Source organism: Sphingomonas asaccharolytica NBRC 15499, assembly GCF_001598355.1.
Classification (GTDB): domain Bacteria; phylum Pseudomonadota; class Alphaproteobacteria; order Sphingomonadales; family Sphingomonadaceae; genus Sphingomonas; species Sphingomonas asaccharolytica.
Map to the genome: position 1 here is coordinate 1 of NZ_BCYU01000109.1, position 11,441 is coordinate 11,441.

7 protein-coding genes and 1 pseudogene are annotated in these 11,441 nt (G+C 65.4%); 3 read left to right on the top strand and 5 right to left on the bottom strand.

The window, feature by feature from the left end; all coding sequences use genetic code 11:
* Nucleotides 1-36 precede the first annotated feature (36 nt).
* On the bottom strand, nucleotides 37-699 hold the full coding sequence (gene pdeM / locus SAS01S_RS19925; RefSeq protein ID WP_066812670.1) for a ligase-associated DNA damage response endonuclease PdeM: 663 nt from the start codon (nucleotides 697-699) through the stop codon (nucleotides 37-39).
* A gap of 124 nt (nucleotides 700-823) precedes the next feature.
* On the opposite strand from pdeM, the gene SAS01S_RS19930 reads away from it, so the two are divergent.
* Complete coding sequence (locus SAS01S_RS19930) at nucleotides 824-2,752, top strand: potassium transporter Kup (protein WP_066812672.1); 1,929 nt, start codon at nucleotides 824-826, stop codon at nucleotides 2,750-2,752.
* Nucleotides 2,753-2,925: 173 nt separating this feature from the next.
* Nucleotides 2,926-4,284, top strand: coding sequence for a glycoside hydrolase family 27 protein (locus SAS01S_RS19935; protein ID WP_066812673.1), 1,359 nt, complete (start codon nucleotides 2,926-2,928; stop codon nucleotides 4,282-4,284).
* A gap of 163 nt (nucleotides 4,285-4,447) precedes the next feature.
* Here the strand turns inward: SAS01S_RS19935 and SAS01S_RS19940 are convergent, their stop codons facing one another.
* From SAS01S_RS19940 to SAS01S_RS19950, 3 genes are all read right to left on the bottom strand, one after another.
* Entirely contained in the window at nucleotides 4,448-5,866 is a 1,419-nt protein-coding gene (locus SAS01S_RS19940) for a M20/M25/M40 family metallo-hydrolase (RefSeq protein ID WP_066812674.1), read from the bottom strand.
* Between the two features lie 219 nt (nucleotides 5,867-6,085).
* The gene (locus SAS01S_RS19945; protein ID WP_066812675.1) at nucleotides 6,086-7,048 is read right to left on the bottom strand and encodes an aspartyl protease family protein; all 963 of its coding nucleotides are present in this window, start codon (nucleotides 7,046-7,048) and stop codon (nucleotides 6,086-6,088) included.
* A gap of 193 nt (nucleotides 7,049-7,241) precedes the next feature.
* Nucleotides 7,242-8,615 carry a peptide MFS transporter gene (locus SAS01S_RS19950; RefSeq protein WP_066812676.1) on the bottom strand — a complete coding sequence of 458 codons (1,374 nt, stop codon included), beginning with the start codon at nucleotides 8,613-8,615 and terminating at the stop codon, nucleotides 7,242-7,244.
* Nucleotides 8,616-8,996: 381 nt separating this feature from the next.
* On the opposite strand from SAS01S_RS19950, the gene SAS01S_RS19955 reads away from it, so the two are divergent.
* Nucleotides 8,997-10,412: a peptide MFS transporter gene (locus SAS01S_RS19955; RefSeq protein WP_245657033.1), complete on the top strand. Its 1,416-nt coding sequence runs from the start codon at nucleotides 8,997-8,999 to the stop codon at nucleotides 10,410-10,412.
* Between the two features lie 106 nt (nucleotides 10,413-10,518).
* Here the strand turns inward: SAS01S_RS19955 and SAS01S_RS19960 are convergent.
* Nucleotides 10,519-11,441: pseudogene (locus SAS01S_RS19960) on the bottom strand (chromosome segregation protein); the annotation flags it as partial.

The window sequence follows — 11,441 nt, forward strand, 5'->3', positions numbered from 1 at the left end:
GACCCGGTGCACCCGCAAGCGGGAGAGGACTAGAGTTCACGCCGCGAGCGGAAACCGCAACAGCCTATCCGCCAGCGGCACCAACGCCTCGCCATAGCGACCGACCGCTCGGACGATCTCCGGGTGATGGACATCGAGGCCGCCGGTCAGCGACCCGAAGGCGGGGAGCACCAACTTGGTCCCGGTCGCGACGAAACAGCGCCGCGATACCAACCGCCCACGCACGCGGACGCGCAATTTGGGGTGGAAATGTCCCGATAGCTCGGGCCGCAGGTCGCGCGGGTCGGCTTCGTGCCGCAGCACCAGTCCGTCGATGTCGGCCTCGTCGACGATCTCGCCACCGCACGGATCGGCCATGGCGTGGTCGTGATTGCCGATCACCCAGACGAAGCGATGCGCGGCGGTCAGCGCGCGCAGCCGGTCCTGTTCGGCGGCAGGCAAGCGCTCGCATCCGCGCGAATCGTGGAAGCTGTCGCCAAGGCACCAGATCTCGACCGGATCGGTCGCCGCGACCGCCTGTTCCAGCCCCGCCAGAGTCGCCGCGCTATCATAAGGCGGCAGCATCTGGCCGAAGCTCGCGAACCAGCTCGCTTTCTCGAAATGCAGGTCGGCGACGATCAGCGCACGCCGCGCAAACCAGAATAGCGCGCCGTCGGGCAGCGCGGCAAATTGATGGCCAGCGAACGAAAAGGGAACCATTCCTCATCCATGCCGTAATGGCAGGGCGCGATCAATGGCTTGCGGCAGTGCAACAAAAGCCGCTTGATCGGCGCGCCAACAGGCGTAAAGCGCGCCGTCCTTCCCGGCAGGCCCATCCGACTCCATGTCAGCAGCCACTTCCCCCCAACAGACGATGTCGAAAAAGGCGCTGGCCGCGCTGACCATCGGCGCGATCGGCGTGGTGTTCGGCGATATCGGCACCAGTCCGCTTTACGCATTTCGCGAAGCGCTCGGTCAGGCGGCGGCGGACGGACTGACCGCCGACGAGATATTGGGGGTGCTCAGCCTGGCCTTATGGTCGCTGATCCTGATCGTCTCGATCAAATACGTCACCTTCCTGATGCGCGCCGACAATCAGGGCGAAGGCGGCGTGCTTGCGCTGGCGGCGCTGGCGCGACGCGCGCTCGGCTGGCGCTCGCGCATCGCCTTGGTACTCGGCGCCGCGGGCGCGGCGTTGTTCTACGGCGACGCGATCATCACCCCGTCGCTGTCGGTGCTGTCGGCGGTCGAGGGTCTGCGCACGATTCCCGGCGGCGCCGACGCGATCGGCGAGCACACCATCCTGGCGGTCACCATCGCGATCCTGATCGGGCTGTTTATGATCCAGGCGCGCGGCACCGCGCGCGTATCGGTATTGTTCGGCCCGGTCTGCGTCCTGTGGTTCATGGTGATCGGCGGTCTGGGCCTCTATCATATCAGCGACGAGCCCGGCATCCTGTGGGCATTCAATCCTTATTACGCCGGAGATTTCCTGGCGACGCACGGCGTGCTCGGACTGTTTGTGTTGGGCGCGGTGTTTCTGACGGTGACCGGCGCCGAGGCGCTGACCGCCGATATGGGACATTTCGGGGCGAAGCCGATCCGGCTCGGCTGGTTCCTGCTCGCCTTTCCCGCTCTATGCCTCAATTACCTGGGACAAGGCGCCTACACGCTCAACAAGCTCGAGGCGGTGCAGGCGACCGGGCAGAAATGGGAGAATGCCGACTGGTTCTTCCTGATGGCGCCCGAGACCGTTCGACCCTTGCTCGTCATCCTGGCGACCCTGGCGACGATCATCGCCAGCCAGGCGGTGATCACCGGAGCCTATTCGCTGACCCAACAGGCGGTCCAGCTTGGTTTCCTGCCGCGGCTCAGGGTGCGCAACACATCCGCTGATTATGCCGGGCAGATCTATCTGCCGTCGATCAACTGGCTGCTGCTGGTCGGGGTGCTGGTGCTGGTGATCCAGTTCCGCACCTCGTCGGCGATGGCGGCGGCCTATGGCATCGCGGTGACGGGCACGATGGTGATCACCACCCTGCTCGCTTATGTCGTGGTGCGGCACAGCTGGCATTGGCCGCGCCATTTGGCACTGGCGCTGATCCTGCCGTTCCTGACGCTCGATTTGATCTTTTTCGGCGCCAACATTCTGCGCGTGATCGAAGGCGGCTGGGTGCCGCTGGTGATCGCCGCATTGATCGGGTTGGTCATCTTCACCTGGGTGCGCGGCAAGGCGATCGTCAAGACGTTCGAGCAACGCCAGAGCGTCCCGCTCGCCGACCTTGCCGCCGCGCTCGCGCGCCGCGCGCCCGAACGCGTCGAGGGTACCGCGATCTTCCTGACCGGCAATCCCGACAGCGCGCCCGGCGCGCTGCTCCACAACCTCAAGCACAACAAAGTGCTGCACGAGGTCAATCTGATCGCATCGGTACGCACCGCCGACCGGCCGCAAGTATCTCCCGAGGAAAGGTGCGAGGTCAGACGAATCGACGACAATTTCAGCGTCATCATCCTGCGCTATGGCTTCATGGAGACACCCGACGTGCCGCGCGCTCTTGCCGACGCGACCGAGGCGGGGCTGATCAACCTGCACCCAATGAAGGCGAGCTATTTCATCGGTCGCAACACGCTCAAGCCCGATGCCGAGGTCGGCATGCCGTTATGGCAGGATCGCATCTTCATGTTCCTGCAGCGCAACGCCAGCGATCCGACCGACTTCCTCCACATCCCGCCGGGCAAGGTGCTCGAGCTTGGCGAGCAGGTGACGGTGTAGCCAGCGCTCTCTCCGTCACCCGGCGCATCTGGCGGATTTTGTCTGACATAATCTGAATTGACTTACCGGACCTCAATCGCCACCCGCGTGGCCAGCGCGCCTGGACGCGCATTGAGGGAGGAGCGAGCAGTGGACGCAATCCGGCTGGCGGTATCGAGCAGGGAAATGGCAGCATGAGCGGCCCGACGATCGACCGCCGCGCGCTGTTGCTGGGAACCGGCGCGGCGGCCGCGGCACCGGCTATCGCACGCGCCGGGCGCGTCCGCCGGAGCCTTCTGCTCGCGCCCACGCCGCCAATGGGGTGGAATAGCTGGAACAGCTTCGCCACGACGATCAACGAAGCCCAGGCGATCGAGACCGCGGAGATCATGGCGGCCAAGCTGAAGCCGGCCGGCTATGACATCTTCACCATCGACATTCAGTGGTACGAGCCCGGCGCATCGAGCTACACTTATGCCGCCAAGCCAGTGCCGACGATGGACGGCAATGGTCGCCTGCTTCCTGCGCCCAATCGATTTCCGTCGAGCGTGGACGGACGCGGCTTCGCGCCGATCGCGACGCAAGTTCATCGACTGGGGCTCAAATTCGGCATCCACTTGATGCGCGGCATCCCGCGGCTGGCGGTCGAGCGCAATTTGCCGGTGCTCGGCACGCGCTACACCGCGCGCGATATCGCCGACACCGCCAGCACCTGCCCGTGGAATCCCGACATGTACGGCGTCGATATGACTCGGCCGGGCGCGCAGGCTTATTATGACAGCGTCTTCCGGCTCTATGCGTCGTGGCGCGTCGATTTCGTCAAGATGGACGACATGAGCCGCCCCTATGATGCCCATGCGCCCGAGATCGAAGCTGCGCATCGCGCCATCCTGGCGACCGGTCGGCCGATCATCCTCAGCCTCTCGCCCGGCGAAACGCCGGTGGTCCGCGGCGATCATGTCCGCCGTTATGCGCAGATGTGGCGTATCTCGGACGATTTCTGGGACGAATGGCCGCTGCTGGAAGCGCAGTTTACCCGGCTCGAAAATTGGAACCCGCACCGTTCGGCGGGATGCTGGCCCGATGCCGACATGCTGCCGCTGGGCCGTCTCGCGCTCGGACAGCGCGACACCAAATTCACGCCCGACGAACAACGCACGCTGATGACCTTGTGGTCGATCGCGCGATCGCCGCTGATCATGGGCGGCGACCTGCGCCACCTCGACCAGGCGACGCTCGACCTGCTGACCAATCCCGAAGTGATCGCCGTCAACCAGCAGTCGCGCGACAACCGTCCGCACTTCATTGCCGACGACACGCGGATCTGGTCGGCGCGCCATCCCGGCGGCGATACCTATCTCGCGCTGTTCAACACCGCCGGGAAAGCGCGCGATGTGTCGATCGCGCTCAGCCAGCTCGACCTGCGCGGTACGGTGCGGGTGCGCGATTGCTGGTTGCGCGCCGATGCCGGGACGACGACGGGCCGGATTGTGCGGTCCGTGCCTTCGCATGGCGCGGCGCTGCTACGGCTGAGCGGCGATAATCGGCGATGACCTAGAGACGAATACGATCAGATTTAGCCGTCATGCCGGGCTTGTCCCGGCATCCACTGCGCAGGTTAGCGCATAGCAGGAGCTTCTTTTCCCGGGCTTGCCGCCCGGTGGACCCCGGGACAAGGCCGGGGTGCCGATTCAACTCGGTCGCATTCGACCTGAGTTACCCCGCATACGCCTTCACCAGATCGTAGAGATAATCCCGGCCGACATAGAGCGACTCGACGCGGATGCGTTCGTTCAGCCCGTGGATGCCGCTGAAGTCGGATTCGATGAACACGCCCGGCGCGCCATAGGTCGGGATGCCGATCGCTTCGAAGAAGATGCCGTCGGTGGCACCGGTCGACATGCTGGGCAGCATCGGCACGCCGGGGAAATATTTGTCGGCCAGCGTCTTCATCGGTCCGACGATTTTGGGATCGAGCGTCGGCGGGATGCCGATCGGGCGGACCGGCTGGTTGGCGGTGACCGTCACCTTGGGGCCGGCCAGTTCCTTCAACTTGGCGAGCGTTCCGTCGACGCTTTCGCCCGGGAAGATGCGGCAATTGACGTTGGCGGTGGCCTTTTGCGGCAGCGCATTCTCGGCATGGCCGGCGCTCAGCAAGGTCGCGACGCACGTGGTCCGCAGGGTCGAGTGCATCGCTTTGTCGAGCGAGACGATCTTGTCCGCCTCGGCATCATTGGGATCGGCGAGCAGCCGCTTGACCGCGGCGGCCATCGGCGCCGGGGTTTGCGGCGCGCCGGCGACGGCGGTGAAGAAAGCGCGGGTCGTATCAGTGAACTTCACCGGGAATTCGTAGCCGCGCACTTTCTCGAGCGCGTCGGCAAGCTCGTAGATCGCGTTGTCGGGCACCGGCTGCGAGCTATGTCCGCCGGGATTGGTGGTGGTGAAGGTGAAGTTCTGCGCCGCCTTTTCGCCGACCTGGATCGCCAGCATCTCGCGCTCGCCTTTGGCGTTGTAGCGCCCGCCGCCACCTTCGTTGAGCGCGAATTCGGCGGCGATCAAATCGGGCTTGTTCGCGGCCAGCCATTGCGCGCCGTTGAACGCATACGTGGTCTCCTCGCCGCAGGTCAGCGCCATCTTGATCGTGCGCTTGGGCTTGTAGCCGCTCTGCTTGAAGCGGATCATCGCATCGGCCCAGATCGCGGCCATCGCCTTGTCGTCGACCGTGCCGCGGCCGTAATAAAAGCCGTTCTCCTCGATCAGCTTGAACGGATCGCGCACCCAATCCTCGCGCTTGGCGGCGACGACGTCGATATGCGCGAGCAGCAGCATCGGCTTGGCCTTGGTATCGCTGCCCTTCAGGGTCGCGACCAGCCCGCCATCCTTGGGATGGTCGGGCACCGAAAATGGCGTCAGCTCACTGTCGCTATAGCCCGCCGCCTTCATCCGCGCGGCGATCTGCGCGGTCGCCTGGGTGCAGCTGCCGATGTCGACCACCGTGTTGGTTTCGACCAGTTCCTTGTAGAGGCCGAAGAACGCCTGCTGGTCGGGACGGAGGTCGGCGCCCCGCGCGGCTGCCGCTCCGACCATTGGTTGCGCGACGAGACCCGCCACGATGATCCACCCCAAAGCGCGCATGCCGACCCCCGATTGTTGCGATGATTGGGGAGACTATACCCGGTTTCAGCAAAGCTGAAACGATTGCTGCACCAGCCCGCTCCTCCACCCGTCCTCTCAATCAGGATATTCTATGGGAGGCCGGGGGAGGGCTGGTGCCGTCTCAGCGTAGCTGCAAACGACAACCACGCGCGAAATCGGGCGGCTGGCAACCGCGCCAACGAGTCGTCGATTACGTTATTATCGAAAGCGTGCCGGCACCGCGTTGACCGAGCGCGGCAGGGTCAGGCGGATTTCGCGATTGGCGAAATCGATCTGGACGCGGCGGAACAGCCGCAGCGAGTCCATCCCCAGCATCAATGCCGGCGTATTGCTCAACCCGAACCGGTCGAACGGAACGGCGTCCGCGAACGCGATCGGCAGTTGGTGAAAGCCGACCCCGGCGATGTCGAGCGAGTCGATCACGCGATAATCGGCGTTGAGATATTGACCGGTCACCGTGAGCAGGGCGACATTGCCCAGGGATTTTTCCGTCTTCACCAGCTTCAGCAGCGCGAGGTTGCCGACGGTGACCGGCGATCCGGTGTCGATCACGACCGAGATGCGCTTGCCGCGATAGCGCGCATCGGTGACGATCAACTGGCCGTAGAGGTTCTTGGCGCGGATCACGATGTCGTCGGGGCTGCCGCCCATGCCGCGCCGCTTCGACGCGCGAACTTCCATCACGTTCTTGTCGAAATCGATGGACACCGAATGGCCCTTGAGCGCGTCGATTCCCAGCATGCCTGGCGCACCGAGATTGGTGGCGTCGACCGCCGGCGCCTCGAGCGTGTCGGGGGCGATCATGTTCACGCGGAGATCGGAGAGCTTATAGGTGCCGAGCTCGCTCTGTCCCGCCATCGTCGTCACATGGACACGGCGTCCGGTGGCGAGCTTGAGAATGCTCGCCAGCTCGCGCGACACGACGGTGCGCTCCGACCCGGTATCGATGATGAACGGATAGGGGCCGCTCGGGCCGATCGACACCGGAACGGTCATGCGCTGTTCGGCATTGGTGAAACCGAGCAGGTCGGTTGCGGTCGCCGCGGTAGTCGCGCCGGTCGCCGGAACCACCGGTGGATCCTGGGGAACGCCGCTATCGGCCGACGACGGAGCACCCGTCGCGCCAAGGGCCAATACCAGCAAGGGGATAAACCCGCGCATGGCGCGAATATTACGCCCGTTCCGGTATTGTACCAAGCGAATTCGTGCGGACTCAGAGTCGGTTTGGAAACGCGCTGGGGGCGCGTTTCGCGGCACCAGCCCAAGGTTCCAACGATGCAAAGCGTCGATAGAATGGCTGCGGAGGATGGTGCAGCCTCAAAACTCGCTCCTTCGCGAGTTTTCAAACAGACTCTCAGCGCCACTCGGCATCCCCGTCCGGCACAGGTTCAAGCGCCCGCGCGACCGGCCGCGCGATCGCCAGCATCAGCAGCCCGCCGACCAATCCGATCGATCCGTCGAGCGCCCAGAACGCGGCGGGACTCATCGTGTCGTAGAAACTGCCAACCCAGCCCATGATCACACTGCCCAGGAAGAACGACAAATATACCCCGCCCATCATGGTCGCGGTGACCTGTTTGGGTGCGGCCTGGCTGATCAACGCGAGCAGCACCGGCCAATAATAGAGGAACGCGATGCCCATGCCGAAGAACCCGGCGAGCGCCCACCATACGTCGGTCTTGCCGTCCGGCCCTGCCAGCAACGCGCCGGCGACCAGCACGAACGCCGAGACGCCGGTCAGCAGAGCGCCGATCCCGATCTTGACGACGTCCGACGACTCGCGCCCGCGCTTGGCCTGCCACGCCCAGAGCGCCACCAGCGGCGGCACCGCGACGACCGAGGCGAACGGATCGATCGAGTTGAACCAGGACGGCGGGACATCGCCCCATGGCGTCCACAGGCTGACATGCTGGTCGACCCACAGCACGCCGATCCCCCAGATCATCGGATAGGCGACGTTGGGGAACAGGGTCATCGCGGCGACCAGGATCAGCAACCACATCCGCTTGCGCTCGGCCGCAGTCATCGGCGGCAGCGCGACGCGGTCGGCGCGCGGGCTGTGACCGGTCAGATGGCGCTGGCCCGCGAGGTAGATGACCAAGGCGAGCAGCATCAGCCCCGCCGCCGCGCCGAACCCGGCATGCCAGCCATAAGCCGCGGCGAGCGCACCGCAGGCGAGCGGCCCCAGTATCGCCCCGACATTGATGCCCGCCGAAAAGATCGTGTAGCCCTGCGTCCGCCGCGATTCCGCTTCGGCCGGATAGAGTTCGCCAACCTGCGCCGAGATATTGCCCTTGAGGCAGCCCGAGCCGAGGATCAGCATCAGCAACGCGAGCAGGAACGAGGCGTCGAACGCCATGGCGAGATGCCCTGCGCACATCAGCAACGCTCCGATGATGACGGTGGCCTTCGCGCCCAACCAGCGATCGGCGATCCAGCCGCCGAGGATCGGGGTGAAATAGACCAATCCGCCATACCAGCCGTAGATCAGCGAGGCGAAGGCGACATCGCTGAGCGCGCCATGCCAGCTGAACAATGGCCGCAATGCCGCCAGCCCCAGCACATGCTCGGCATGACCCGGCAGGAACAATTGCTGGACCATGTAGAGCGTCAGCAGCGAGGTCATGCCGTAATAGCTGAACCGCTCCCAGCATTCGGTGAAAGCGAGATAGGCGACCCCGCGCGGATGCCCGAAAAAAACGGTGTCGGCGCGAGCGGCTTCGGTCATGCACGCGGTGGTGCCGCAGAGTTTGACCCGGGGCAAGCGGCGGGTGGGGATTTCGCCTGTGAGTGCATCGACAGCTTGTTCGAGGCATTGATTTTCTCACGCGGTGGCGCGGAGGCGCGAAGAAGGTTCGCGCAGAGGCGCAGAGATGATGGATCGGCCTCGCCCTGCGAGGCCCTTGATCAGGTCAATGCATTTGCCCCGCCATCTCATTGCGCAAAACATCTCTGCGCGCTCTGCGCCTCTGCGCGAAAAAGTTCCGCTTCGCGCCTCCGCGCCTCCGCGTGAATCATATAGGACCGTCCGCTGGGCTGATACCCGACCTACCCATTGCCCCAACCGCACCGTCGCCTTAGCCTCGACCTTTCGAGTGGGAGCGGGTGGGTGACGATCGAAGAACCGGATGCCGGGCCACGGCCCGTCGGCGCGACGCATCGCCGCGAGTTCCTGGGGCACCCCGTCGGCCTGCCGGTCATCGCCTTCACCGAGGCGTTCGAGCGTTTTTCCTATTACGGCATGCAGACTTTGCTGGTGCTGTACATGGTCAAGGCGCTGCTGCTGGCGCCGCATGTCGAGCAGATCGTCGGGTTCGGCTGGTTCAGCCACGTACTGGCGGGGATCTACGGCGCACCGCCCAACACCCAGGCGCTCGCCTCGCACATTTTCGGCACCTACACGATGCTGGTCTATATCACCCCGATCCTCGGCGGGCTGCTCGCCGACCGCTGGCTGGGCAAGACGCTGACGGTGACGATCGGCGCCTTGCTGATGGCGGCGGGCCATTTCCTAATGGCGTTCGACGTGTCGTTCCTGCTCGCCTTGCTGCTGCTCGTGCTCGGTGTCGGCTGCCTCAAGGGCAATCTCGCGAGCCAGGTCGGCGCGCTCTACGCGCCGGGCGACGGCCGCGCGACCGATGCGTTCCAGATCTATTATATCGGCATCAGCCTCGGCGCCTTCTTCGCACCGTTGGTGTGCGGCGCGCTGGGCGAGGAAGTCGGCTGGCATTGGGGGTTCGGCGCGGCCGGCGTCGGGATGGTGATCGGGCTGGTCATCTATCTGGCGGGCCGCCGCCATCTGCCGCCCGATCCGCTGACCGAGCGGCGAGCCGCGAGCGCATCGGCCGCGCCACGCGCGGCGATGACGCGGCGCGATATCGTCGTACTTGTCCTGCTGCTGTTCATGGTCCCGGTGCTGGCGGTAAGCGCGATCGGCAACCAGCAGATGTTCAACGCCTATCTGGTCTGGGCCGACCGCTCTTACGAATTCATGCTGCTCGGGCACCGCATGCCGACCTCGTTCCTGGTCTCGTTCGACGCCTTTACCGGGTTCGTGACGCTGGCCGGGGCAGTGGCGTTCTGGCGCTGGTATGCGCGGCATTGGCGCGAACCCGACGAGATGAGCAAGCTGATCATCGGCTGCCTGATCTCGTCGTCCGCGTTCCTGCTGGTGATGATCGTTGCCAGCCGTCACGAAGCGACCGGCGTCAAGCCGGCTCTATGGGTCGCGCTCGCGGTCAACACGCTCAACAATCTGGGGTTCGCCAACGTCTTTCCGGTCAGCCTAGCGCTTTATTCGCGCGCCGCGCCACGGGCGATCTCCGGGACGGTGGTCGGCATCTATTATCTGTTCCTGGCGCTGGCCAATTACCTGGTCGGCGTGGTCGGCGGCTGGCTGGAGATCATGCCGGCTGGGCGCTTCTGGGGAATCCACGCCGCCGCGATCCTGGGCGCGGCGGCGGTGTTCGTGGCGATCAAGCTGGTGTTCGGGAAGTTATTGTTGCCGGAGCGGGTCGAGACCTGAGCCCCGCCGCGGGCAAAGCCCGCGTCGTCGGACGGCGCTTGAGCGCCGCCGGCCGGGCTGGCCTTGACCTCGATTTCAGCTCCGCTGAAAACTTCGGCGGCCAGCCTCACTCCGCCGCCAGCAGACTCTCCGCGCCGCCCAGGTCGACCGACACCAGCCGGCTGACGCCGCGTTCGACCATCGTCACGCCGAACAGGCGGTGCATGCGGCTCATCGTCACCGCATTGTGGGTGACGATCAGATAGCGCGTCGCGGTTTCTTCGGTCATGCGGTCGAGCAGGTCGCAGAAGCGTTCGATATTGGCGTCGTCGAGCGGCGCGTCGACTTCGTCGAGCACGCAGATCGGCGCGGGGTTGGTCAGGAACAGGCCGAAGATTAGCGCCACCGCGGTCAGCGCCTGCTCGCCGCCCGATAACAGGGTCAGTGACTGAAGCTTCTTGCCGGGCGGCTGCGCCATGATCTCCAGCCCGGCTTCGAGCGGATCGTCCGAATCGACCAGTTCGAGCCGCGCCGCGCCGCCATTGAACAGGGTCGTGAACAGCCGCTGGAAATGGCCGTTGACCGCCTCGAACGCGGCGAGCAGGCGCTGCCGCCCCTCACGATTGAGCGTGCCGATCGAGCCGCGCAGTTGCGCCACCGCCTGGCCGAGTTCGTCGCGCTCGGCGGCGGCATCGGTGTGCTGCGAATCGAGTTCGGCGAGCTCGGTTTCGGCGACCAGATTGACCGGCCCGAGCCGTTCGCGATCGATCAGCAATTTGTCGTGCTTGACCGATTCGTCCTGCGGATCGCCGACATCGTCGAGATCGAACCCGACGCGCTCGCCGAGCAAGGGCGGCGGGCAGGCGAAGCGCTCGCCCGACAGCCGTGCCATCTCGACGCGGCGCAGATCCTGGTTCTCCGCACGCGCGGTCGCCCCGGCGCGCGCCTCGCGCGCCAGCGACAGCGCCTCGGCGGCGATGCGGCCCGCCTCCTCAGCCGTGCGGACGCGCGCTTCGGCCTCGCGCTCGTCGACCGCCGCGGTCTCGGCGG

Excerpts from the sequence above, each read along its gene's own strand:
- SAS01S_RS19945 (WP_066812675.1), bottom strand. The coding sequence starts at position 7,048 with ATGCGCGGGTTTATCCCCTTGCTGGTATTGGCCCTTGGCGCGACGGGT.
- SAS01S_RS19940 (WP_066812674.1), bottom strand. The coding sequence starts at position 5,866 with ATGCGCGCTTTGGGGTGGATCATCGTGGCGGGTCTCGTCGCGCAACCA.
- SAS01S_RS19950 (WP_066812676.1), bottom strand. The coding sequence starts at position 8,615 with ATGACCGAAGCCGCTCGCGCCGACACCGTTTTTTTCGGGCATCCGCGC.
- SAS01S_RS19935 (WP_066812673.1), top strand. The coding sequence starts at position 2,926 with ATGAGCGGCCCGACGATCGACCGCCGCGCGCTGTTGCTGGGAACCGGC.
- pdeM (WP_066812670.1), bottom strand. The coding sequence starts at position 699 with ATGGTTCCCTTTTCGTTCGCTGGCCATCAATTTGCCGCGCTGCCCGAC.
- SAS01S_RS19930 (WP_066812672.1), top strand. The coding sequence starts at position 824 with ATGTCAGCAGCCACTTCCCCCCAACAGACGATGTCGAAAAAGGCGCTG.